The organism is Flammeovirga pectinis (assembly GCF_003970675.1).
In the GTDB taxonomy this organism is placed as follows: domain Bacteria; phylum Bacteroidota; class Bacteroidia; order Cytophagales; family Flammeovirgaceae; genus Flammeovirga; species Flammeovirga pectinis.
In genome coordinates, this window is record NZ_CP034563.1 from 123875 (window position 1) to 149854 (window position 25980).

Below are 25980 nucleotides of genomic sequence, written 5' to 3' on the forward strand. Positions count from 1 at the left end.
CTTCAATTTAAGCATGTTGCCTTAATAAAGGTCCCCGTCCTCTGCTAAGAGAATATTCTTGATTCCCTCATCAATCATTTCCTGTAGAACTCCTAAACGTTTAAAGTTTTCTGGGTTATTGAAGTTCTGTACATGTACCAAAACAATATTTTTTACACCAGACTCATCATATACCCTTTTTAATCGAGCTGGGAACATATGATATGTCCCAATAACTTCAACTTTTTCTTTTTCGGTTTCTCCACCCCAAGAGGCATACTTCACATTTTTACGAGTAATACCCTCAACAAATAATATATCAGCTCCCTTAGCTGCCTCAACCAAGCCCTTTGAATATGTGCCATCACCACCAAATACTATTATACGACCATCACTTTTTGCAGTAAATCTATATGCATATGTATGTTCTAAATAACCATGTTTTGTTGGAAAAGCCTCAACAATAACTCTTTCATCTTCAAAAATTTGTCTACCCTCTGATGATGTTTCAGGCCAAACAGGAACCCCTGTTGCAGTTGAACCTTCAGGTTTATAAGCAAGAGAACCTTGCGCTACTTCATGACGATCAATACTCCAAGCAGCATTAATATGAGCCATCATTTCATCAACGCCCTCAGGTCCAAATACTTTTTTGTCGGCTCCTGAACCAAACTTATATGAATTATTAATAAAAGAAGGTAATCCTACAGTATGGTCTTCATGGAGGTGTGTGAGAAACATATATTTTAGATTTTTTAATGCAAAAATCGAGCTTAGATCAAGAGAATTTTGAGTAAGAACAGAATGAGCTAATGCCCTCCACCAGCCTTCTCCACAATCTATAAAATAAGGGTATCCATCTATAATAACTGCCATTGCAGGTCCATATCTGTATGGATTTGGAGTTGGAGTTCCAGTCCCCAATACTAATACTTTTGTAGTTTTATCTTTAGGTGACCGGTCAATTGGACCGCGATTTTCAGATATTGGCCAAATATCAGGTGTAGTATAGATTGTTTTCCAGTTCTCTGGCCTTTCAAATGGATTGTTCATGTAATTTTTTTCAGTTGTAGTTGCTCCTTTTTTCAGGTTTTCTTCCCATGTCTGAGCACTTGAGATTGAAGGGAATGCAAAAATTAGTAGAGCAATTAAGATGAATTTTGAAATACGTTTTTTCATGTTCTCTGATTTATAGTATTATTAATACACTCCAATTTAAGTGTTTATATTTAGTTTTTTCGTTTAAAAACTCTAATTTTATTTTCAGCGGATTTTATAAATATGTACAGAACTTTCGGTTAAGCAGAATCGTATTTTTTTTGATAGTAAAACTTGTTACCAAATTCAGTATAGTTTTTTGTCATTTTGGATTTCTATCAATTGCGATTTTGAATGTTTCAACCGCTTTATCATATTTTTGGTCATATCTAAGCGAAAGTCCTTTTTATAGATAAATATTGTCATCATCTAAACCTTTGGAAATCGCTTTGTCATAAATTTCAATAGCCTTTTTTATCACTTTCAAGTTTAAAAAAGGTATACCCAATACAATACACTTGCTCTTTAGTTAATTGTTTCGATTTGTCTGTAAACTTTATCAGTTTCTTAAAATCTCTTGTATTGTATAATTCCTCAACAGTTTAAGCATTTAACATTCCAAACAGAAATGTTAGGATAATTGTTAATTATATTTTTCTTTTTAATGTGTGGTAACGTTTAGTATAAATGGGCATTTTAATGCCATTTATACAGTGTTTTATGCTTTTTTATCCTGTATAAACATCTGTTCCTATGTATAAGTATTTATTTTCATACTTGATTAAATACTCATTGTAATCCCAATCTTTAGAGGTTCTGATTATTGATTCTGGTTTCTTATTCTGAAATAGTTCATAATCCTTTCTTTCTAGTCCCTTCCAATAATCCGTAAAATCGCCAACTTCCTTTTGATATTCATTTACCGTCAAGGGTAAAAACTCTGCTGTCGTCATATCCCATCCGTCATAATCAAGTTTGGAGGAAAATGAATACCACGCATGCTCAATTGTTATTGGATTTTTGGCAATTAATAAACCTTTAGTCAATTTAATATTACCAATTTCTTTAAAATCAATTTTTATTGGTAATACCTCTATTGAATCTTTTTCTAGAAATTTACACATTGATTTTCTAGAGATTAACCTTTGATGGAATCGTTCCTCAATTATCTTGAAGTTTCGTTCTTCAAATAATTCAATATCTGAATAAGAAATATTCCAATTTTGAATTAACATATCCCATATCAATTTAATAAAACCTTGAGAAACTGACTGTGGGTGTGTTTTATAGTCAGTTTGTAATTTAATTGTATAACTGAAATGTTTGTTTTTGTCTATTGTTAATCTGAAAGAATTCCCCTGATAATTAGTCAGAAAGAACAAATCTATATTTAAATTACCCTGATGCTTTACGTTTCTATGGAAAAAGTAATTGGAAATGCTTTTTAGCAATTCTAAGGAAGGTATGTTCTCCGATAAGTTGAATGCTATGATGTAACAATATTCCATGATTTCTTTTGCATATAACGAAATTGCTAAACTGCGAGCGAGGGTGCGTCACCCAATGCTCTAAACTTAAGGATTTAACATTTCATTTTTCAACGATTTCAATGTTTCTCCTCTCTTTACAATTATACTAATATAATTTGTAAGACTGAAATGAAAAATAGAACAATATCCCAATTTATAAACTATCTGAACACTTTAATTAAATCAGATGAAGTACTCAATAATTTTAAAGTAGAAGCAAAAGACTTTACACGGAATAGAGTGATTAGTTTCGTCGATATAATTTTCATTTTAATCGGTAGAGTTACAAAAACAACTATGGTTGAATTGGTCCAATTTTTCTCGAATAACGGTACCTTAAAAATATGTTCTCCTCAGGCATTTAGTAAGGCTAAACTAAAAATTAATCCTGCTGTATTTCAATTTCTAAATCAAGAAATTTTAGACTTTTATTATGAAAAAAAAAGAAACACGTTTTATAAAAATAAATACCAATTACTTGCTGTTGATGGAAGTATGATTCAACTACCAGATAGTAATGAGTTGGGTCAAGTATTTTTGAGAGCAAAAAATAATAATGGGGCTGGAATGCCACTTGCAAGAGCTTCTGTTTTATATGATTTAAATAATGATTTAGCTTTAGATGCATTAATAACACATAATAAACATAGTGAAGTATCTCTTTTTTATGAACATATTGATAATTCATCACATCTTATTGATAATCAAATTATTAATCCTGTAATAATATTAGACAGAGGATACGCAAACATCAATATAATTGAGTCTATTTTAAAAAATAAGATGTTGTTTTTAATTCGAATAAAAGCATCCTTAAATAAAGAAGTTATCGAGTTTGTAAATTCAAATGTAATTGAAAATACAATTATTTTTAAGAGGAAAGACAGAGACAATATTTCATGTAGAATCGTAAAAGTAAAATTGAAAAGTGGAGAAATAGAATATCTATTGACAAACACGGAATTCTCCATAAAAGAACTCAAAGAACTATATTATAAAAGATGGGGTATTGAAACTTATTATGGATATATCAAATCTAGTTTACAACTCGAAAATTTCTCTTCAAAATCAGCAAATGGTGTACTATTAGAATTTTATGCAACTATATTTTCAGCCAATTTGAATCAGGTTTTAATTATTGAAACGGCATTGAAAAACGATCCAAAAAACAAGTACGAATACAAGGTAAATAGAAATATTGCAACGGGTATTTTTAAAAGTTTTTACATTAAAATGAGAATGTATAAACGTGTTCCTAAAAAGATAATTGACGATACACTGACACTTATCAGACGATCAAAAATTCCAATAAAAATGGAGAGGACTTTTGAAAGAATTAAAAATAAAAGAAGTCGAAGAAAGTACCATTTTAATAGGAAATTGGCTATTTAACATCTTAAGTTTAGAGCATTGGGTGCGTCACCCAATGCTCTAAACTTAAGGATTTAACATTTCATTTTTCAACGATTTCAATGTTTCTCCTCTCTTTACAATTATACTAATATAATTTGTAAGACTGAAATGAAAAATAGAACAATATCCCAATTTATAAACTATCTGAACACTTTAATTAAATCAGATGAAGTACTCAATAATTTTAAAATAGAAGCAAAAGACTTTACACGGAATAGAGTGATTAGTTTCGTCGATATAATTTTCATTTTAATCGGTAGAGTTACAAAAACAACTATGGTTGAATTGGTCCAATTTTTCTCGAATAACGGTACCTTAAAAATATGTTCTCCTCAGGCATTTAGTAAGGCTAAACTAAAAATTAATCCTGCTGTATTTCAATTTCTAAATCAAGAAATTTTAGACTTTTATTATGAAAAAAAAGAAACACGTTTTATAAAAATAAATACCAATTACTTGCTGTTGATGGAAGTATGATTCAACTACCAGATAGTAATGAGTTGGGTCAAGTATTTTTGAGAGCAAAAAATAATAATGGGGCTGGAATGCCACTTGCAAGAGCTTCTGTTTTATATGATTTAAATAATGATTTAGCTTTAGATGCATTAATAACACATAATAAACATAGTAAAGTATCTCTTTTTTATGAACATATTGATAATTCATTGCATCTTATTGATAATCAGGTTATTAATCCTGTAATAATATTAGACAGAGGATACGCAAACATCAATATAATTGAGTCTACTTTAAAAAATAAAATGTTGTTTTTAATTCGAACAAAAGCATCCTTAAATAAAGAAGTTATCGAGTTTGTAAATTCAAATGTAATTGAAAATATAATTATTTTTAAGAGGAAAGACAGAGACAATATTTCATGTAGAATCGTAAAAGTAAAATTGAAAAGTGGAGAAATAGAATATCTATTGACAAACACGGAATTCTCCATAAAAGAACTCAAAGAACTATATTATAAAAGATGGGGTATTGAAACTTATTATGGATATATCAAATCTAGTTTATAACTCGAAAACTTCTCTTCAAAATCAGCAAATGGTGTACTATTAGAATTTTATGCAACTATATTTTCAGCCAATTTGAATCAGGTTTTAATTATTGAAACGGCATTGAAAAACGATCCAAAAAACAAGTACGAATACAAGGTAAATAGAAATATTGCAACGGGTATTTTTAAAAGTTTTTACATTAAAATGAGAATGTATAAACGTGTTCCTAAAAAGATAATTGACGATACACTGACACTTATCAGACGATCAAAAATTCCAATAAAAATGGAGAGGACTTTTGAAAGAATTAAAAATAAAAGAAGTCGAAGAAAGTACCATTTTAATAGGAAATTGGCTATTTAACATCTTAAGTTTAGAGCATTGGGTGCGTCACCCGAGACTTGCTGTTTGAGCTGATGTTGGGCAACGTACTTATTTTAAACTAATTTTTTAAAGCCATTATATGACTATTTAATAGTTTCGTTTCTTGTGCTACATCGGAAACAAGTCTTTTACAACGATCTGTCCAATATGTATTTTCTTTTTTCATTAACCGTAATCGATCTACATAATCCCCGTACATAAAATACATCATGTTACTTTCTTTTGTTGTATAAATAATTGTTTCTTCCCTTTCCCTAAAACGAATACCACATGCACTACTAGTTAGGCTTGTATAAATTGTCAATTGTTTACCTAAATATTCACCTTTAAAAATTTTTGAAACTTCTAATGTTACTTTATATAATGAATATCCTTCTAAATATCTTGATAGCCTTTCATTATCCCCTATTAACGTTTGTAATGATGCAATACTATCTACATTAATTGTTTCTAAAGTGTTTACCATCTCAACTTTCAGAATCTTTCCTTTAACAATTAAATTTGCTTTCTTATATCCGTTTTCTACTGAAGTTGAGTCACATTTACAACCAAAAGAATTTAAAGGGTTTACTAAGATCAATAATATTACAAATAAAAGATGAGTCAGATTTCTATTAGCTAAAATTTTATTCATTTTATTGAAAGTTTGCTATGACTATATGTTGCCCAACGTGATGACTAAACTACGTGAGCGGTTGCGTCAACCGCGATTGGAGTTTAGTTACTGTTGGGTACTGTAAATATTTACTTTAGCTGTAAAGGACAATAACTTTCAGCTTGTGAGTTAATGATAACAGTTTGATCATTTATCTTTAATATTTCATTATATTTTGATATTGATTCAAATTTTGAAAAAAAATCCACTTTAATAGATTTCATCTGATTTTTTCTTGTTATCATTGGTCTAAATTTAAATTCCCAGCTACAAAACTCGATTTCATTATAATGAATATTTTTAGGATCACCTTCATTATAAATACGTTTTCCGTTATAATATAAATATTCATCAAATTGATATTTTTTTGAACGTGATTCTATCATTTTGGTAAATGGTGTATTTGATAGATGACGAGCCCCCACTTGACCGTAAAAGTTACTAAAGTCTCTGATATTATAATATTCAATTATTTCATCAAAGTTAGCTACCCATTCTTGATCATTATTTCTATTTGTTACACTTTTGTTTCTTATTGTTTTTAATGATAATAATCTGAGTAAATTAAAATCATTTTCTGAAAGGTTTTCTTTATATAAGGTTTCATATTTAGTGAAGTTCTCATACATTTCATTATAGTAGTTGTATTCTGAAAGTGGGGGTTTTGTATTTGGTGAACCAAATACCCTATCTGCATTGATAAATTTTTGAGTAATTTCATCTAACTCATTTGGTATAATTTCTATGGTTTTAAATATGTCACTAATTACATGTATAAAGGGATATCTGGTTTCATAATCAACACCAATAATTACGAACTTTTAATTCTCAGGTAAAGAATCATAAAGAACTTTTAATTCTTGTATTAAAGACCTAAAACCTTCAAAAGCATAATATCCATAAATACGTTTTATTGGCTCTTCATTACCATCAATTAAGTATTTTGTATACAAAAAAGAGTTTGCAAAACCCATTTCAAGAACTAAATTTGTTTTACCATTCTTTTTAATCTGGTTTTTAAAGTTTTGTAATAATGCTTTTTCTGAACCTTTAGTAAGGTGTACTTCCCCAGATAATTTAAATGAATTAATTGATTTTTCTTGACCATACGAAAAATGAACAATCAACCAGAAAAAAATAATTGATAGTAGCTTTATTGAAGATTTCATTTTTTGTTCTTAAATGTCTATAGTACCCAACGGTTGGTGTAAGTTTATTAGCGGATTTACGTGCGGTTATCCGTCCGATAGGAACGGATAATTGGGCGTGAATCCAACGTTGGAACACCCACCGAACCCGCTGTTAAATTTACACTTTGTTACCACCTTTTTTTTATTCACAATTAATATTTATCTCCTTGCAGTCAGATAACTTTCTCAATTCTTTTCCTTTCACATCGTCCGTTCTTAAATCAAGTTGCATAATCCTATCCATTTCAAATTCGATTTCCCATATTGACTCATTATCTGTTTCATCATTACTTGCTTTATACAGAAAACGGTTATTTGAATATTTATAAAATTCTTGTGGTCTGTCTTCTATATCAGTCATTTTAAAAATTTCTTTGTCTTTATTTAGGTCAAATATGCTAAATCCAGCTAAGTCGGAATTGTAGATAGAGAATAGAAGTCCATTATCATTATCAACTGAAACACAACCTCCAATTGTCAGGAATTTTTCTCCTTTGCCATTTATAATGATTGTTTGTCCATCATAGTCCCCAAACTTTGAAATGACAATATGGTCTTTTATAATTTCATTGTAAACCAATAATCCATAATGTCCTCCAACTGGTTCTATCTCCGAAAATTCAATAGAATCAATTTTTTTTCCACTTTCTAATATTTCAATTCTCGCTCTACAGTATGGAATATTAGGCGACTCAATTAATGATTTGTATTGTGTGATTATTACATCAATATTTTCAATTGACTTTTTAATTTGAGTTTCCTTTGTCTCGGAGTTTTTTTGTTGACCAAATGAATAGAAAACTACTAACAAAAGCAGATAGATAGTTAATGATATTTTTGGGTTTATATGTCTCATTTTCGGTCTTTTAAAATTGGTGGTAACGTTCTTAATAAGTGGCGTGGGCTATTTGAAAAATAAAACTCCCAAGACCCCACAAAGCCAAAGCTTTTGTTTTGGTTATAAATTTATTCCTTTTCCTAGCCAAAACAAAAGCTTTGGCGACCTAATTTAATGAGCAAAACTGCCTAATTTATGCTGACAGCCCATGCCATTTATTTATTGTTGCCAGCTGGTTTTATTTCCCAAAGAGCCTTCCGAAAAATCCTCTTTTCTTTTTCTTAATCACCCATATCAAATCTTTCGAATGTCTTTTAGTCAGATTATTTGGTCCAAATTTACCCCAAGCAAATCCATCTTTATCTTTAGGATTTCTTAAATCAGCAATAACCCAATCTTCGCCGTCAAATTCATTAAGAAAATCTACATATTCTTTATTATTCAATGAGAAATCGGCTTTATCAGTCAGTTTACCACCGTTTTCCCATACCTCAAAAACAACGTTATCGTGAATCTCGTTTAGATAGTTTTCCGAAGGTGATTCATAAAACTCAAACAATCTCATTAAGAAACCATTCAAATTATCAGAGTATTTTACAAATACTGCAGGGTCATGGCACACATAATAGACGTGCCCTAGTGAACCGTTTTTTAAAATGTCAAGAATCCAAACGTTTCCTAATCCGTCATGCCCAAGAGTTATTGAATTGGGAGACAACTCAAGAAAACCAAATTCTTCAATTGAAGAAAAATCAACCTGTTCCACTCCGTAACCTTCCCAACCAATAGTCTCTTGAAGAATTTCTTTAATCTCAGAATCTATTGTATTATTAGGGAATGATTTTGAAAGTTCCGCAATCTCAGAATTCGTTAATCCTTCTTGAAAATTAAGAGTGTAAGCTTCTCCATCTTCATTAGTAAATGTCGATTCCTTTAGTTTATTAATAATCTCAGTATTTTTCATGTCGGTTTTTTTCTGCGGGTCTGTTCTTTGACTTGCTGGCAACGTTTTGAATATGGTGCGTTTGGCATTTCAACGCTCAAAATTTTCAAATTGCTACTATGTTTATCAACTGCTATCACTTTCAATATTAGCACTATCTGCCAAATGCACTATATTTTTTGTTGGCTGCTGGTTTTATTCCCACCATTTCTCATTTTCAGCTTTTTGTGCCTCTTCAATATTCATATGTTCTGGACTGGCTCCATTTGCAATTTTAAGTCCAATCCAGCCATTTGATACATATTTGTCACAAGGACTAAATCTTGCTGCTCCACAATCAAATCCTGTTACATTTGGAACTCTATAGTCTCCCCAATTACAGTTTTTGGAAGTCCCTGTGGAATAACTAGTCCAAGTACCAACAAATTGATTATTGGTCATATCATCCGCGCTACTTCTCAAATCATTGTATGTTAATGTATCATTGTTTATATAGAAATCAGTCGCTGAAATTCCTTGAAAAATACCAGTATGTTTCTCATTTGAATTTTCGGTCAATATGTAATCACTGTATATATTAATCGAAAACTACACCACTTATTACTTCAAAAGTGCAGCACTTTCAAACCAAAAATAATGGCTTTTATTCAGTATTTGCAAGTAAATTTTCTTTTGTTTTTTTCATTCTGTAGGATTCTCCATTCATGTTGATATAAATTGATTGGTGATTTAACCTGTCTACCATTGCAGCCGTTAATACTTTATCATGAAAAATTTCAGTCCATCTATCGAAGCCTAAATTTGTAGTAATGATGGTTGATTTATTATCTGTTCTGATAGAAAGTAATGAAAATAACATTTCTGCCGAAGCCTTATCGAAGGAGATATATCCAAATTCATCACAGATGACAAGGTCATATTTTTCGAATCTATTTTCAAAAACTGTTTGACTTCTACTTTCTTTAGCTTCTCTGAGCTGAGTGACTAATCTTGGCACAGAAGTGAAAAGAACAGAGTAGCCTTCCATGCATGCTTTTACGCCTAACCCTATTGCCATATGCGTCTTTCCAGTACCAGGATTACCCGCTAAAATTACATTCTGCTTTTCTTCTAAAAAAGAAAGTTCATTTAACAAGGGTAATTTGGCTTGAGCATCTTGGGGTAAGTCATTTAGCACAAGATCATGGAGGTATTTCATGGAAGGAAAATGAGCTCTTTTGAGTCGTTCCTTATGTCTTCTTTCAATTCGATGATGATACTCTAACTCTAACAGCTCTAATAAAAAATCTTCGTATGTTTTATTTTCAATAATAGCTTGCTTCGCTATTTTCGAAAACTCTTTATTGATAATAGACAACCGTAAATCTTTAGTCAGTAATGCGATACGGTCTTTGTGATGTATTGATTTCATCTTTTTATTTTAGTTTTGTAATGAAGAAGTATTCATTTGAGAATGTGCTAATAATAGCCGTTCACTATACTGTTCTATTTCATCCTCTTTAGAAGTGACAGCAGATGGGGTTTCTGCACTATAAAGCATTTGTAAAAGAGCATAATCGATTTTACTTTGAGGTGCTTTCTGCTGGTAAAACTCTATTTTCTCTTCCAACTCTTTAATGCTAATCTTCTCTGTACGCATCCATTGGAGTACTTGTATGTATTCCTTTTCATTTCCTTTAAAAAACTGATGATAAAGTGTTTTAAAACCTGTTTGTACTTGTTGTAATGCACTTGAGTGAGCCAAAGCCCCTGGTTTTTTAGAGAAGGTATTCAAGTAGTCATAAATATCAATATACCATTGATTTTTAGTGTGATGCCTCATTTTAGTGACAATGATTTGCTCTTTGTCATCTAAAACATGAAATCTTGACGTTTCTATTTTTAAAGTGACGTACTTTCTTTTTAGCTTTTCGGGAATGGAATAATGATTACTATCCAAATAAACACAATGGTATTTATTGATCGCTAACTTCTTTAAAATAGCAGTTTGGTAAGCTGTTACAGGAACTGATCGCATATAGTTTAGTTCTTCTTTTAAGAGAACTTCTGCTACTTCTTTTTGTGCTTTAGGGGGCTTATTATTAAGTAGAATAAGTTGTTGTTCTAAATGGAGATTCGCCTTCTCTAAATCATCAAATTTTGTTGACAGACTAAACGATTTTCTACGGATATACTCAACACTACGTTCTACATTTCCTTTTTCATTACCACTATAAGCATTACAAAAGCGATATTGAAACTGATAATAAGCAGATAGTTTCAAGAGCTCATCTGTGGCAATTTTCTCTTTAGGATTATAGGAATATTTCTTAACAGCAACTCTCATATTATCGTAAACAATTTCTTTCGGAACACCTCCAATATGATAAAGAAACAGATTATGACTTTCTAGAAAGCTCTGCATATCCTGACGGTAGAATAAGTAAGCCCAACGGTAATTGCTATACTTATTCGTAAATACAGCCATCTGTAGCCTTCTTTCCTGCCCACCTAGTTCAAGACGAACTTCACCCCAATCAAACTCAATATTTTCTCCTGCCTGATAAGACTGTTTAAGGTAGATTTTCTGGTGGTTGGATTGCTCTTGTTTACGAACATAATTACAAACAGTAGTATACCCAATGAGGTGCCCTTTTTGCTGTAAATACTCATAAATGTCATGCTTATTCATGAGTTGTTTAGAACGCCCTTTCTGTCTATTCTCTTTGTTTCTATTCAAACAATCTGCAATATCTTCAACTACTTCTACTGTTAATCTTTTCTTGGGACGAGAGGTGATTTCCCGATATTGAGGAGCACTTAATATATTGGTTCCTGATTGTTGAAGAACTTCATGTTCATCAATATATTTTTTGACTGTTCTAAAGTTAAGACCCAGCTCACGAGCTAAGCTTCTTTTTGATTTTCCATTGGTGTAGTAACCTACGATTACTGCAGCTTTTTTATTCATACTAATCACATTTAAGTATCTACAAAAAGTAAATACTATTCAAATTTAATTTCGATTAGTGCTGCACTTTTTAAGTAATAGGGTGTTGCAGTTTTGGGTTAATACTTACAATCACAAAACAATACACCAATCTTTTCTGGTTTTACTTTGCTACGATACGGCATATCATAAATTCCATCAGGATAAAGTCTAATCGTTTTGATTTCGATTACTCCCGTAAATCCGCACACATTAGATTTAACTCTCGTTTTTCCGTATACGTAATACTTTTCAGGATTATTGATGTCCTTATTTATTGAAATCCATTTAATTTGAATTCTTTGCATTTTGTCTCCTATTATCCCAAAAATTTCAGTTGAAGAAGTTTTTAAAAACAGTTCTGAAAAATCATATCCAATCAATTCCGATTTTGATTCTTTACTATCCAATCCATAATTTGAAATAAAGTCATTGTACCATTGATTTGGACTTCTATTTTCTTGTCCGATTACTTGGCCACAAAAAACTGTTAATGCTATTATAAATATTTTTCTCATAATCAAATGCTTATTTTTTGCAATACGGTTCTTTAAACTTGCAGCCAACAATATACAAACATATTACCGTTTATATTTTTTGCGTTTATTTTTATTTTATTTCTTTGAATAAGGCGATAAATCCAAGTTTGCATTGATACCTTACAATAAAAGTTGTAGGATATTTTTTTTGCACATTATATTTTTTGCGTTTATCCAATTGTTAACACACTACTATTAATGGAGATATAAGTTTGCTTTGTTTTAGTTTTAGTCGCCAGAAAGAAGAAGTTCATTAACCTTACGTAAGGTCTTAATAAAGTAATTGAATTACAAGTCTTACACGTCAATTAACAAACATTATTACATAACCTTCTACCCACTGTTATCATAAAAATTAAAACACTTCAATCGGTTACTAAAAAATAAATTTTCAAAACCTATTCGTGAGCAAATGCAATTCTTCTCCATCCTCAACTCAAAATGAAAACAAAGCAGTCGGCTTAGAAAATTTGGACATAAAAAAATCCCTTAAAGAGACGTAGACTATAAAAACAGAGAGACAGTTGAGGGAGATTTTTGGTGTAAAGAAGCAAATAAGAAAGGGTTAGACGCACTTCTTCTGTTCCATTGCTGTTGATGGATTCTTCCAGAGTGTAAATGTTGTTTGGTTTTTGATTAAGGCACGCATCCAATAATATTTTGGGGTGGATGCTGATCTTTGTTCTTTTTGGAATTTTATATGTTCCAGCCATAGGTCGAAAAGTTCCCAATCGTTGATGTAATGGAAATACTTTTTACCGAGACGGTAAGCATATCTTTTGGGAACGTCGAAATCGTTTTTCCTCCTGTTGGGTAATTTTAGTTTATAATACTGATCTGAATACCAATAGATAAATCTTCTTTGGGCGTAGAGTTGGTAATTGTCTTTTCTTCTAGGGTGATGCTGAAAGGGGTTCTTTTTCTTAGACCCTGCGTACTTTTTTCTGGCTAAGTATAATTTTTGGGCATAGTCGGCATTGTACTTTTTAGTTTCTACTTTGTTGATATATATTCAAAATTTCCATTAGGCGGAATTGTTAACAATTTTCTTTTATTCAAAATATTTGTTGTGTTTGTATAAATAAAATGATACCACCAAATAAAAAACTCATCAAATGTAATCTCTTTGTCGTAATTCATTTGGGTATATACTTTTTCAAAATAAGTTTGATTATTTTCTAGAATGCTTAATAATTTTGGTAAATATTGATTTGCTATATCAGAAAAAATATCATAGTCTTTTTCATTAATAACAACATCACAATTTTTTATCAATTCATCAAGTTTATTAAAATCTACCAAAGTTTGTCTATTTCCATAAATATTGTAAGAAATCGTATCATTGGAATCCATCATATTACCATAAATTCCAAAAACATCTTGAGAAGTATTTTTATTTTCCATTATGCTGTAATAGTAGTGTTTTCCATTTCTAAAAGGGCGCTGTTTCTTTTTCAAAAATTTCCTTTCTACATTTTCAATTTGCCAAGAATCTAGTAATACATCGCTTAATATTAAAAAGGACATTTCTTTAAAATCAAGTTTATTAGAAATATCCGTTTTTAAATATTCTGTTTTAATTTCAGGAATTTCTTGTTCTATTGAGTTTGCTATTTGTTCAGATACTTTATTTGAAAACTCATACAACTGCAAGCCCTCTATATGCGAAGCAATAAAAATTGATGGATATAATTTGTTATTTCTTTTATTTACCCAATTTTTCTCAAGTAATAACTCTATTCTTTTATTAAGAATAGAGTCATTCCAATTTACTTTGTTTTTAAACGAGTTCGTAGGAATACCTTTATGAAGCGATATTAAGAATAAATCAACATTATCTTTATAAGGGTTAAAATCAGGAAAATTATTCCCCCGAGAAATTAAACTGTGTTCCAAATGTGAATTGAGAATTGAGTTTAATTCTTGATTTTTTGTTTCGTTATTACATGAAATTATTAAAATGATTATTAATAGAGATAATTTTGATTTCATTATTTTGATTTCTTAAGTCAATTTGAGTTTACTAGTTTAAGACATTTAATAAACTACATTGTCATAGTTTTGGAATAGAGTGGTATTGTCATATATAAATTTTCAAAAAAATCTTCTTTTTCCCTCCCCAAAAAATAGTTTGCTGTCAGATAGTTGAATTGTTCTTACAATTTAATTTTAAAATCATCACTAAACAATCAAAAAATTACATAAGGTATTTCGAATACCAAATCTCACACGTCAATTAACAAACATTACCACTTGCTATTCTATCCACTGTTATCATAAAAATTTAAACACTTCAATCGGTTACTAAAAAATAATTTTCAAAACCAATTCGTGAGCAAATGCAATTATTTTCCATCCTCAACTCAAAATGAAAACAAAACAGTCCATCAAGAAAATTTAGACATAAAAAAATCCCTTAGAGGGATATCAATTTCAAAAAGTTGTAAGAAGTGAGGGAGATTTTTGGTGTAAAGAAGCAAATAAGAAAGCGTTAAACGCACTTCTTCTGTTCCATTGCTGTTGATGGATTCTTCCAGAGTGTAAATGTTGTTTGGTTTTTGATTAAGGCACGCATCCAATAATATTTTGGGATGGATGCTGATCTTTGTTCTTTTTGGAATTTTATATGTTCCAGCCATAGGTCGAAAAGTTCCCAATCATCATGAAACGTTACATCCTTTATTCCTAGACGAAAAGCATACATTTTTGGGAATGGGGTAAACTTAAATCTGCTAGAATTAAATTTCACTTTATAATGTCTGTCAGAATACCACAGTAAAAACCTTCTTTCTGTGTGTAACTCGTAATCATTTTTTCTTATTGGGTTTGGGTAAAGAGGTCTTGTTTTTATACTTCCACCTGATAACTTCTTACGGGCTAAGTATAATTTATGGGCATAGTCTGCATTGTATTTTTTAGTTAGTGGGTGGGTATTACGTTTTAGTTCACGATAAATAGTTGAAGGAGATACTTCTAGTCCTTCTGCTATTTCGGGAACACTAAATATTTTTTCTTTTATCAGTCGTTGGATGACTTTTCTATGGTAGAGTTGAAGGTTTTTCATATTTGGAAAGGATTAAGTATGTCAAATAAAGAGTGTTATTAAGTGAACGCTCTTTATTTGACTACATTAAGAGATTCTATTGTCCTAGATGTATCTAAAACTTACTTGGTTTATTTAATTGACATATAGAAATCTCTTATTTTTAAGAGCAATGATATAGCAATATTATACTGTTACAGTTGCTGTAAATAATTCATAATCATTGACTGTCCAACCTTGTAGGTTAGCGTAATCAACCACTACTTTAATACTTTCAATTAGTTCATGCTTAAAAGCGATTTCAATTGCAGTTTCAAAGCTATTTTCAATATAGCCATAACCACATTTAGCTTCGTATCTAATAAGTAATTCTCTTACTTTTACAAAGGCTTTGTCTCTTTCCAGTTGTGTTTTATCTTTCAGCGGTCCATTAGATTGAGTTGCTAACACTTCATCAAGATTAGAGATGTTATTTTGCAATAAAGTTATCTGACTTGACAATAATTGACGTGTTGTTTCCCCTTTATCCGCAGCATATTCTCCTTTACTAGCTTCCATGCTATATTTCTTATGCTTCGCGTACATTTGATCTATAAAGTTCTGAGCTTCTTCTTGAGAGCTGACATAAATTGATACGTTTTGATCGTTAAGCGTATCGTTGAAATTAATCGTTTGCATTTTGAGTACAATAGTTTTTTGTAAGTCTTAGATGAACAAATCTTGCAAAACTTTCTTTTATAATTCACAATTTAGATAGAAATATATTTCATTTTCTTTAATGGTAAATACTTTTTATTGAAAAAATAATAATATAGGCACAGTGTTTTATTATTTACAACATTCATTAAAAGTGAAGAGAAGAGATTGAAATTAGGGTTTTTGGGAAATGATTTTTAACGGATACATATAAGGTATATCTTCTTAATTATTGTATTTGTAGCGGTTAGTTATTGTGGAAATTGGTGAAGTATATTTTTATTCTAAAGTCTGTTATCGTTATAAATTGAAAACTATAATAATAATAAAGTTCGTAGTAACGCCTTACGGCTTGATACTACGAACAGTATAGGCTAATTGTTCTCTTTAAAAATTACAACTCTACAACTATTAGCGCTAATGATTCTTTTCCGAAAATAAGGCTAGAAGCCGAGAGACTTCTTCCATGTACTAATGCCAAGTGAAGCCTACCGGTTTAACACTTGGAACAGGAAAGAGAGTGAATATTTCTTCTCACGTTAAATCACTAATTTCTTTTGTTCGAAGAAAGTACAGAATTATAACGCCAGATATATATTAAAATACCGTAATCACCTTTGTTTAATTACTCATATTATCTAAGAAGCTTTTCGGTGGAATAAAATACAGTGTTCCTGTTTTTGCAGTTACAAAATCTAATAATTTATCGTGATGTCCATTTTCTCCTGGCTCTATCATTTGTTTTAGTGATATTTCGATAATGCTTGCCGATTTAGCAAAACCAATAAACATCGTTCCATGTTCCATTGCATTACCAAAAGGTCTATTTTGTCTTAACATTTTAATTTCTACCCCGTCAATCTCAACTTTAGATTTTACATTATGCGCATAGGGCTTTTTTTTATCGTCTTCAATTTCAATATCATCCATTTTTGTTCTACCAATCACCCCCTCCTGATATTCGGTTGTCAATGAATCCCATTCTTCTTGTTTGTCAAAATATTGTTGTACAATAAGATAGCTTCCCCCAACATAAGGCTCTTGATCTATAATTACAGCCTTGGCTCTCTCATTACTTTTTGGGTTTTCTGTTCCATCCACAAAATCAATTAAATCTCTATCATCCAGATATTTGTATCCTTGAATATCCTGAATTGCATTTGCTATTGGCTTAAATGTAGAAAGAATATATTTTGTTGCCTGATAGTTTAAATCCATCCGCATAGATTTTACCATAAAAAAGATATCTCCAGGGGTTGAAGGAAAGTGTCTATCTCCAGACTTTAGCTCAATAAATGGGTGTAATTCATTTGGCATTGGCTCATTTGGGAATAAAGAAGCCCACCCTTTAGATGAAAAACCAATGGTTATAGTCAATTGAGCAGTGGTATCTTTTTGGCCAATAGATTTTGATATTTTTGAAAAATTATCAAATACGGCTAAAATTGTTTCTACTTCATATTTATCCTGCTTTAACTCTAAAGTCAAGTACTCTACAAATGGTGTAGGGTCTGAAAGTAACCCTTCTTGAGTTTTGCTTACTAAATTCATCGTTATTTATTTAGAATTTTATTTATTACAAAATTACTTACAACGTTTAGTTACCTCTAGAGTATTTGACGTCTATTTTGCTTTAGTTACAAAATAGGAAAATATTCGATTTTCATCACTATCTTTTTACCTGAGTTATGCACTACACCCATAATAGCCTTTCGTTATTTTATATTTAGAGCTTCAATTCTTTCTTTATAATACTCTTTACCACTTATTTCATAGGCCTTTTGTAAGTATTTCAAGGCATTCACATTATCGTTTTGAGATTCATAATACTCAGCCATAGAGTCATAAGCATTGTCACTCGTTGGGTTATACTTAATATTCATTTCAAAAAACATGAACGCCTTCTCAGGTTGTCCCATTTGCATATTCATATAGCCATAGCCATTTAACATTTCATCTATCATTGGTGCTGTGGGAACACCAAAATGTTTGGTATAAATTTGTTCTTGTTGTTTTAATAATACCACTAATTCTTCTATAGGAGTTGCTGGATTATTATATTTTTGTGGTGATTTGAACTGATACCATTCAAAAAGGAAAATTAGTCCATCTCTCATCGTTGGCAATGGAACTGTACCATGTAAATCTTCATTATACACCTTCCATGCAAAGTTTAACCCGTTCTGTTTTTGCACTTGAGTATAATTTGAAAACTCAATGATTGAACGTGCAAACAAAGTAAATTCTGAAGAGTCTTCCATAATATTCTCCATGGTAATTTCTTCATTCCACATATGTAGTTGTTCTGCTGCTAAAGACACATAAAGGGATTTCCCTTCATAACTTTCTGTACTCAGCTTTTCTTTTGCCTCCTTCAATAATTTTTGATTGTCCCAATCCAAACTTGGGTCTATGGCTATATAGTTTTGAAAGATGTGTTTATGATTCATCAACATATTTATTGTAAACAAACCGGCATAAGAATGACCAATTAAGGTACGATAGGCCAAGGTTGGGTACTTACTGTCAATATATGGGATGAGTTCCTTTTCCATAAATTTGGTAAAGTTTTCAGCACCTCCAGTTTCATCATCCATTTCACTACCTCGTCTCATTTTGATCTGAGAAGTTGTTAAATCTCTTACTCTGTTGCTACGATTAGAAATCCCTACAAGTATCATATGTGGTAGATAATGCCCCCAATAATTACCATAAACGGCTTCCAAAGTACTCTCTAGAGAAAATCCATCCATTAGATAAATGACGGCATATTTTTCTTCATTCTCTGGATTGTAATTATCTGGTAATTTCACCCAGAAGTCACGTTTTTCACCTAAAGTTTCAGAATAAATGGAATCCACTATTCTGTTTTGAAATTCTTCTGTTGGGGAAGTATTTGTTTGTGCAATTGTTTGGTGATCAATCATTAAAATTGATCCGACAAGTAATAATAGAATGTTGTAATATTTCATTTCAAATGTATCTAAGTAGAAAGTTTAAACTAATAAATTTGTTTGGTTATAAGTTGATCATAGTAAAGGTTGACATTCAATAAACACAATGACCCATTATTTCCATTTTCGGTAGTATTAGGGATGGCGTTTATACAATAGTATAAAATGCTTTCAACATATTTAAAAAAAAATTTGTTGTTAGATTATTGAAAGACGTTTACAATTTAAATGTTATTGTATTACAGAACAATTAAATTTCTTTAGATATACTGTGGACATCTGTAGAGTCACCCGATGACTAAAGTTTCAGTTTTTGTTGTGGATTGTATACTTTTTAAGTTTCCTATATAAATAAGATTTTTTACAATTCTTAATTACTTTTCTTCCTATGTCTTCATAGTTTATTGCAGTATTATCATCTTCTTTTAAAAAGAACTTTTTGTATTCTTCTTCACCATCAAAAATATCTAGATCAAGATATTCTTCTTTATCCATAAATGTAATTTTAAGTTCAAACCAATCTAATGATTTTTTTATACTTAAGTCTTTAATAGGTTTCAGTATACCTGTATAAATTTCTTCTTTTGTATAGTTATTTATTATCGTTTTATAAGTTATTTCATCTTTCTCTTTAGGTATAAAAAATGAAGATAAATAAGCGTCTTTGAATATGATATTTAATTTTTTAAAATCCTTTAAAGCATAAAGTATTGTAGTCCTCTCTTTATAATGAGGGTATTCATCTGAAAAACATCCCCCTATATTTTGCGGATAATTTCTGGTTGAATCTAATAGAACTAATGCACTCCGATAATTATTTCTCAAAATTTCTATTCTTGATAGATTGAGGAATGAATCATGTTTAAGTGTAGATACATTATCAATAGTAAAAGATTCGAAAAAAGATTCATTAAAAAAACTGCATAGTACTCTAAGTCTATATTCCCAACTAAATTGACCCTTATATTTTGTAACTCGTTTATAATACATTTCAGAGCTTGATAAATCATTTTGATATTTATATAGTGTACCAAGCTTATTAAATATATAGGGTTTGAAATAAGTATTTGGAAATTTTTCAAGAATATCATCATACACTAAAATTAATCTATTAGTAAGTATTTTTTCTTGGTTTTTGGATAAATCTAAGGAACAATCTCTATATAATTGTTCTTCTATTGATTGTGCATAATAAATTCCTAATGTATCAGAATCAAATGATTGTCCAAATAAAATACTAGTTGGAATTATAGTTAAAAAAAGAATGATATAATATTTCATTTCAAATGTATCTAAGTAGAACGTTTAAAATAATAGATTTGTTTGGTTATAAGTTGATCATAGTAAAGGTTTATGTTTTGGCTAAATTCTTGAAGGGTTGCGTCAACCGTGATTGGAGTTTCAGCGATTGTTGAACAAAAGCTTCGCTAGCTAAAGCCCACAATCTCTTACCTTTATAACTTAATTGAGTTTGTTTTATTATAGTTTTAGACGCCAGAAAGAAGAAGTTCATTAACCATTCTAAGGTGTTGATACCCTTTGAGTTCTATTCGTTTTTAAATTATGTTTATTGTATAATCAACTTTATGAATTAACAGTACAGAAATATTTTTTGAATTACGGTTGCACTTACTTCAGTATATTAATTCTTGATAACGTGGATTGCTAGTCTTCAATATCAATAGTTATATTCGGATTTAAAGATTTTAGTTTTTGAACCTGTTTATCTGGAATATTAGAACTTAATTCTACTCTTATGAGTTTTTCGCATTTAAACAAAGGTGAAATTTCCTGAATAGGAGTTTCCGATATTTCGAGATATTCCAAATCTTGACATTTTTTCAAGAAAGAAATATTTTTCACATTCGTTTCAGAAATATCAACATCAACAAGCGTAGTTATTTTCTTAAGCATATCTAAGTGCTCCAATTTAGTTTCTGTGAATTCTAATTCTTTCAAACTTCTCATCCCTGAAAGTGCAGAAAAATCAATTAGTTTATTGCACCAATTTGCATGAATTTCTTCTATATTGGTATTGTTTTTAAGAAAATTAAGTGATGTGACTTCTTTACTGTTAGCCATTTCAATCTTTCTGAGATTAGTGAGAGATTCTAAGACCCTTAATGCATTATCAGTTGCTTGTGGATTCATATAAATATTCAAATATTGAAGCTCTTTAAGACTGGCCACAGGCTCATAATTTTCAAATGTATGATCAGTACCATAAAGAGATAGTCCCTTAACATTTGGAGTCTTATAAAGAAAGGAAATCGAATTTACTGCACTCATATAAAAACTAACATCTTCTAATTTAGTTAGATTGCCCAATGCATCAGTATTTGTTACATGAGTATTATAACAATCTAATTCAATTAGATTAATTAAGTTACGCAATGGTTCTAGATCGATTGGTTTTTCTTGAGAAGCTTCTAACCATCTTAAATTAAGAACTTTAAGTGATTTTAAATTTGAAATTGCAGAAATATTATTAATGTGTTCATTTCTATTTGCGAATTCTAACTCAAGAATCCATGGGAATTTCTCACATGTTAAATCAAAATCTGATTGGGTTGCAATATTACCGACAATTACAGTAAGTTTTTCTTTATTTTCTGTGCTATTGATTGCTTCAATAGCTTCAGTTGTTAAATGATTTATAGTAATATTGAATGGACTAATATTAAAACTCTTTGTTTCTTTTTGAGCATTTACCGAAATATTTACTAGGATAAACAGAAATGTAATTAGTGTTATTTTTTTCATATTTTGAAGATAAGTATTTACTAATGGTTTTTATAATTTATATTTTAGTCAGAGGGTTCTATTTTTTCTGATTAAATATTATTGCTTAGAATACAAATTTTAGTGTGCCATCACCTTCTACATTTGCAAATTTCTGTACATTAGTCATTCCAAATGTCAGCAACAATGTTGCCATTAAAAGTGCGGAATAGACAAGCTTTTTTAGTGTCTAATGATCACTTTTGTGTGAGTTTCTTTGATTTATATAGTCTGGTATTTCTTTCTCTTAAGAGCAATTAAAAGAGAATATATATTATAATTCTTTGTATTCAGTTTCAATTTTGTGAAAATCTTTATACAAAGATTCTATACTTCTTTTTGCTAGTTCTGTAAAATTTAAATCCTTGTTATATTCATAGTTATAATCTAAACCATAAGCCTCAGGAAAGTAAATATTATCATATACCACATCAATAGACTTATACATAGCATTCATATGTTTTGGGTTTAAGATATCTGTAGCTTGAGTATGTATTAAGTTCCTATTATTATAACAAACAGAGCCATTAAAATTATAGTACTTAACCTTCAAATTATTTCCTAAATCTATATAAAATTTAGTAGTTGTAGAAGAAGTATCATTAAACTCTTTATCGCTGCATTCAGTAAGTCCAGCAATGTAGTAAATTTTAGATTTTAAGATTTTTCTTTCATTAATAATATCATAATTGCCGGAAAAGATGGAAATGACAAAAGTAGAGAATACATTTTCATTCGTTTCGCGGTATACACCTATAAACTTATAATTTTTAGCACATACAGCTAAATTATTATTATTAATGTAATGATAGATATTATTCAAATTAACCTTATACATATCGTTAATCATATCTTTTGAGTTTTGAGCAATAGTTTGTCCTATGAATCCGAAAAAAAATAAAAGAAGAAGTGCTTTTATCATAATGTATTTTATTTTTTCCATATAAATTCTTTACGTTATAGATTTTGTATACGTATACTTTAATAGCCTATTATTTATTCAAACTATACCAAATGGAAACAAATTCTTGTACTGTGTAATGCCCTTTAATATTAAAAAGAATATCACTAGAAAAAGTTGACTCTCCTTTATAGACTTTTCCATCTTTAATAGTTAGAATAATATCACTAGAAAAAGTTGATTCTCCTTTATAAACTTTTCCATCTTCAATAGTTAGAATAATATCACCAGAAAAAGTTGATTCTCCTTTATAGACTTTTCCATCTTTAATAGTTAGAATAATATCACCAGAAAAAGTTGATTCTCCTTTATAGACTTTTCCATCTTCAACCGTTAAAATTATATCACTAGAAAAAGTTGATTCTCCTTTATAAACTTTTCCATCTTCAATAGTTAGAATAATATCACCAGAAAAAGTTGATTCTCCTTTATAAACATAAGATTGGGCAAATGATATGTTCGATGCAATAAAAACGCTAATTAATGTAAATAATATTTTTTTCATTTTGTTTCTTTTATTTTAATTTAATCCTAACAGTTCCACTTTCTATACCTTTAAAAAGATTCTTTTTTTATGCATTACCCTTACTATTAAGAACAGGAGAATTAAGAATATTATTGCAAACGACATTGAACTCCATTCTTTATGATCTATAAATGAACTAAGAAAATCAAAGCATAAACTTCGTGTTGATTTACCACCAGCTACTGGTTTGTAAAAAATAGGGACTAACATATTAACCATATCAACAGAATGTAACCAAAAACAATTTAAAGTAATACATTTTACTTCATTTTTTTGCTTATGAAGGTAAGCCCAGAGGCATACACCCCAAACTTGATGAAAATACTAATTTCTCATTAAGTTGGGGAATCTAATCTTCTTGAAAAAGTAATAAATGAAGAAGAAAATGAGAGTATCGTTATCTCAAAAAAACTATTCATTAAAAAAGACCTCTCATGAAAATGAAAAGTCTATCCTAACTCCCTCCTACAGGAAATGTATTTCAATCAAACAACGCCTTTGTTCAACTAGGGCTTAAATATTGGCCTTTCAAGCCAATCTAAGCGCTAATTATTAGCATTAGTGATTTTTATTCGAGTTTCGGATTTTCCGTTATTCGAAATCAAAGTCAGTTCTTTATTATTGTCTTTTTCGATTTTCCAGTGAAATGATTTTATTCCAGTTTCTATGATTTCTCTTTGGTTTTTAATTCGGTCATAAAAAATCAAATCATTATTTGCTCGTGTATGAACTCCACTTTTTATAGGGTTAGAATTCCATTGTTGAAGATAGATTCCATTTTCAATTCTATAAAACCAATCTCCGTAAAATTCTTCTCCAAATACATTTTTGGGTTCCGTTTTTATATGAATATAAGCGGGTCCGAATCTTAATTCTCCAGCGTATTTGCTCAGGATTTTTAATTCTGAAAATGAAGTCAAAATTGACCACTCATTTTTTTCATCAGAATATGAGTCATATTCCGCATTTTTATCAATCCATTTTTTTTGAAAAAGTAATAAAAAGACTGAAATTCCAAGAATAATATATAAAATTGTTGATGTCTCCATTATTAATACTAACGATTTTGCTAAACTGCGAGCGAGGGTGTATCACCCAATGCTCTAAACTTAAGGATTTAACATTTCATTTTTCAACGATTTCAATGTTTCTCCTCTCTTTACAATTATACTAATATAATTTGTAAGACTGAAATGAAAAATAGAACAATATCCCAATTTATAAACTATCTGAACACTTTAATTAAATCAGATGAAGTACTCAATAATTTTAAAGTAGAAGCAAAAGACTTTACACGGAATAGAGTGATTAGTTTCGTCGATATAATTTTCATTTTAATCGGTAGAGTTACAAAAACAACTATGGTTGAATTGGTCCAATTTTTCTCGAATAACGGTACCTTAAAAATATGTTCTCCTCAGGCATTTAGTAAGGCTAGACTAAAAATTAATCCTGCTGCATTTCAATTTCTAAATCAAGAAATTTTAGACTTTTATTATGAAAAAAAAAGAAACACATTTTATAAAAATAAATACCAATTACTTGCTGTTGATGGAAGTATGATTCAACTACCAGATAGTAATGAATTAGGTCAAGTATTTTTGAGAGCAAAAAATAATAATGGGGCTGGAATGCCACTTGCAAGAGCTTCTGTTTTATATGATTTAAATAATGATTTAGCTTTAGATGCATTAATAACACATAATAAACATAGTGAAGTATCTCTTTTTTATGAACATATTGATAATTCATCACATCTTATTGATAATCATATTATTAATCCTATAATAATATTAGACAGAGGATATGCAAACATCAATATAATTGAGTCTATTTTAAAAAATAAAATGTTGTTTTTAATTCGAACAAAAGCATCCTTAAATAAAGAAGTTATCGAGTTTGTAAATTCAAATGTAATTGAAAATACAATTATTTTTAAGAGGAAAGACAGAGACAATATTTCATGTAGAATCGTAAAAGTAAAATTGAAAAGTGGAGAAATAGAATATCTATTGACAAACACGGAATTCTCCATAAAAGAACTCAAAGAACTATATTATAAAAGATGGGGTATTGAAACTTATTATGGATATATCAAATCTAGTTTACAACTCGAAAACTTCTCTTCAAAATCAGCAAATGGTGTACTATTAGAATTTTATGCAACTATATTTTCAGCCAATTTGAATCAGGTTTTAATTATTGAAACGGCATTGAAAAACGATCCAAAAAACAAGTACGAATACAAGGTAAATAGAAATATTGCAACGGGTATTTTTAAAAGTTTTTACATTAAAATGAGAATGTATAAACGTGTTCCTAAAAAGATAATTGACGATACACTGACACTTATCAGACGATCAAAAATTCCAATAAAAATGGAGAGGACTTTTGAAAGAATTAAAAATAAAAGAAGTCGAAGAAAGTACCATTTTAATAGGAAATTGGCTATTTAACATCTTAAGTTTAGAGCATTGGGTGTATCACCCGAGACTTGCTGTTTAAGCTGATGTTGAACAAAAGCTTCGCTAGCTAA

Annotated in this window: 25 protein-coding genes; 4 read left to right on the top strand and 21 right to left on the bottom strand. The window is 29.8% G+C overall.

Translation table 11 applies throughout. From position 1 onward, the window contains the following. Positions 1 to 21 precede the first annotated feature (21 nt). Together EI427_RS21030 and EI427_RS21035 are read right to left on the bottom strand one after the other, a co-directional pair. Complete coding sequence (locus tag EI427_RS21030) at positions 22 to 1158, bottom strand: MBL fold metallo-hydrolase (RefSeq protein ID WP_126618680.1); 1137 nt, start codon at positions 1156 to 1158, stop codon at positions 22 to 24. A 587-nt stretch (positions 1159 to 1745) separates the two neighbouring features. Then, positions 1746 to 2252: a hypothetical protein gene (locus EI427_RS21035; RefSeq protein WP_126618683.1), complete on the bottom strand. Its 507-nt coding sequence runs from the start codon at positions 2250 to 2252 to the stop codon at positions 1746 to 1748. A gap of 423 nt (positions 2253 to 2675) precedes the next feature. On the opposite strand from EI427_RS21035, the gene EI427_RS21040 reads away from it, so the two are divergent. From EI427_RS21040 to EI427_RS21050, 3 genes are all read left to right on the top strand, one after another. Next, on the top strand, positions 2676 to 3938 hold the full coding sequence (locus tag EI427_RS21040) for an IS4 family transposase (protein WP_126618685.1): 1263 nt from the start codon (positions 2676 to 2678) through the stop codon (positions 3936 to 3938). Positions 3939 to 4067: 129 nt separating this feature from the next. After that, positions 4068 to 4436, top strand: a complete 369-nt coding sequence (locus EI427_RS21045) for a hypothetical protein (RefSeq protein ID WP_126618688.1) — start codon at positions 4068 to 4070, stop codon at positions 4434 to 4436. Beyond that, positions 4433 to 4984, top strand: coding sequence for a transposase (locus EI427_RS21050; RefSeq protein WP_126618690.1), 552 nt, complete (start codon positions 4433 to 4435; stop codon positions 4982 to 4984). The genes EI427_RS21045 and EI427_RS21050 overlap by 4 nt, the downstream gene beginning before the upstream one ends. Before the next feature lie 424 nt (positions 4985 to 5408). On the opposite strand, the gene EI427_RS21060 is transcribed toward EI427_RS21050, so the two are convergent. The 19 genes from EI427_RS21060 to EI427_RS21150 form a co-directional block, all read right to left on the bottom strand. Then, positions 5409 to 5984 carry a hypothetical protein gene (locus tag EI427_RS21060; protein ID WP_126618694.1) on the bottom strand — a complete coding sequence of 192 codons (576 nt, stop codon included), beginning with the start codon at positions 5982 to 5984 and terminating at the stop codon, positions 5409 to 5411. Positions 5985 to 6094: 110 nt separating this feature from the next. After that, positions 6095 to 6634, bottom strand: coding sequence for a hypothetical protein (locus EI427_RS21065; RefSeq protein WP_126618696.1), 540 nt, complete (start codon positions 6632 to 6634; stop codon positions 6095 to 6097). Positions 6635 to 6826: 192 nt separating this feature from the next. Continuing rightward, positions 6827 to 7174, bottom strand: a complete 348-nt coding sequence (locus EI427_RS21070) for a hypothetical protein (protein WP_126618698.1) — start codon at positions 7172 to 7174, stop codon at positions 6827 to 6829. 163 nt (positions 7175 to 7337) lie between these two features. Beyond that, positions 7338 to 8006: a hypothetical protein gene (locus EI427_RS21075; RefSeq protein ID WP_126618701.1), complete on the bottom strand. Its 669-nt coding sequence runs from the start codon at positions 8004 to 8006 to the stop codon at positions 7338 to 7340. Positions 8007 to 8271: 265 nt separating this feature from the next. Continuing rightward, on the bottom strand, positions 8272 to 8997 hold the full coding sequence (locus EI427_RS21080; protein ID WP_126618703.1) for an SMI1/KNR4 family protein: 726 nt from the start codon (positions 8995 to 8997) through the stop codon (positions 8272 to 8274). A gap of 174 nt (positions 8998 to 9171) precedes the next feature. Beyond that, on the bottom strand, positions 9172 to 9534 hold the full coding sequence (locus EI427_RS21085) for a hypothetical protein (protein ID WP_126618705.1): 363 nt from the start codon (positions 9532 to 9534) through the stop codon (positions 9172 to 9174). Between the two features lie 85 nt (positions 9535 to 9619). Continuing rightward, positions 9620 to 10387, bottom strand: coding sequence for an IS21-like element helper ATPase IstB (istB, locus tag EI427_RS21090; RefSeq protein WP_126618707.1), 768 nt, complete (start codon positions 10385 to 10387; stop codon positions 9620 to 9622). A gap of 9 nt (positions 10388 to 10396) precedes the next feature. Next, the gene (gene istA, locus EI427_RS21095) at positions 10397 to 11926 is read right to left on the bottom strand and encodes an IS21 family transposase (protein ID WP_126618709.1); all 1530 of its coding nucleotides are present in this window, start codon (positions 11924 to 11926) and stop codon (positions 10397 to 10399) included. 98 nt (positions 11927 to 12024) lie between these two features. Next, complete coding sequence (locus tag EI427_RS21100) at positions 12025 to 12462, bottom strand: hypothetical protein (RefSeq protein ID WP_126618711.1); 438 nt, start codon at positions 12460 to 12462, stop codon at positions 12025 to 12027. Positions 12463 to 13476: 1014 nt separating this feature from the next. Next, the gene (locus tag EI427_RS21105) at positions 13477 to 14475 is read right to left on the bottom strand and encodes a hypothetical protein (RefSeq protein WP_126618713.1); all 999 of its coding nucleotides are present in this window, start codon (positions 14473 to 14475) and stop codon (positions 13477 to 13479) included. A 499-nt stretch (positions 14476 to 14974) separates the two neighbouring features. Beyond that, positions 14975 to 15547, bottom strand: a complete 573-nt coding sequence (locus EI427_RS21110) for a helix-turn-helix domain-containing protein (protein WP_126618715.1) — start codon at positions 15545 to 15547, stop codon at positions 14975 to 14977. Positions 15548 to 15712: 165 nt separating this feature from the next. After that, positions 15713 to 16204, bottom strand: coding sequence for a hypothetical protein (locus EI427_RS21115; protein ID WP_126618718.1), 492 nt, complete (start codon positions 16202 to 16204; stop codon positions 15713 to 15715). Positions 16205 to 16843: 639 nt separating this feature from the next. Next, positions 16844 to 17773: a Dyp-type peroxidase gene (locus EI427_RS21120; protein WP_126618720.1), complete on the bottom strand. Its 930-nt coding sequence runs from the start codon at positions 17771 to 17773 to the stop codon at positions 16844 to 16846. Between the two features lie 164 nt (positions 17774 to 17937). Continuing rightward, positions 17938 to 19194 carry an alpha/beta hydrolase-fold protein gene (locus tag EI427_RS21125; protein ID WP_126618722.1) on the bottom strand — a complete coding sequence of 419 codons (1257 nt, stop codon included), beginning with the start codon at positions 19192 to 19194 and terminating at the stop codon, positions 17938 to 17940. Between the two features lie 288 nt (positions 19195 to 19482). Then, the gene (locus EI427_RS21130; RefSeq protein WP_126618724.1) at positions 19483 to 20457 is read right to left on the bottom strand and encodes a hypothetical protein; all 975 of its coding nucleotides are present in this window, start codon (positions 20455 to 20457) and stop codon (positions 19483 to 19485) included. 384 nt (positions 20458 to 20841) lie between these two features. Further along, entirely contained in the window at positions 20842 to 21939 is a 1098-nt protein-coding gene (locus tag EI427_RS21135) for a leucine-rich repeat domain-containing protein (RefSeq protein WP_126618726.1), read from the bottom strand. A 292-nt stretch (positions 21940 to 22231) separates the two neighbouring features. Then, positions 22232 to 22900 (bottom strand): hypothetical protein, encoded by a 669-nt coding sequence (locus tag EI427_RS21140; RefSeq protein ID WP_126618728.1) that lies wholly within the window; start codon positions 22898 to 22900, stop codon positions 22232 to 22234. A gap of 49 nt (positions 22901 to 22949) precedes the next feature. After that, positions 22950 to 23423 (bottom strand): MORN repeat-containing protein, encoded by a 474-nt coding sequence (locus EI427_RS21145; protein WP_126618730.1) that lies wholly within the window; start codon positions 23421 to 23423, stop codon positions 22950 to 22952. Between the two features lie 566 nt (positions 23424 to 23989). Continuing rightward, the gene (locus EI427_RS21150) at positions 23990 to 24493 is read right to left on the bottom strand and encodes a hypothetical protein (RefSeq protein WP_126618733.1); all 504 of its coding nucleotides are present in this window, start codon (positions 24491 to 24493) and stop codon (positions 23990 to 23992) included. 144 nt (positions 24494 to 24637) lie between these two features. Between EI427_RS21150 and EI427_RS21155 the strand changes: the two genes are divergently transcribed. Beyond that, positions 24638 to 25900: an IS4 family transposase gene (locus EI427_RS21155; protein WP_126618735.1), complete on the top strand. Its 1263-nt coding sequence runs from the start codon at positions 24638 to 24640 to the stop codon at positions 25898 to 25900. The last annotated feature ends 80 nt before the right edge of the window (positions 25901 to 25980 follow it).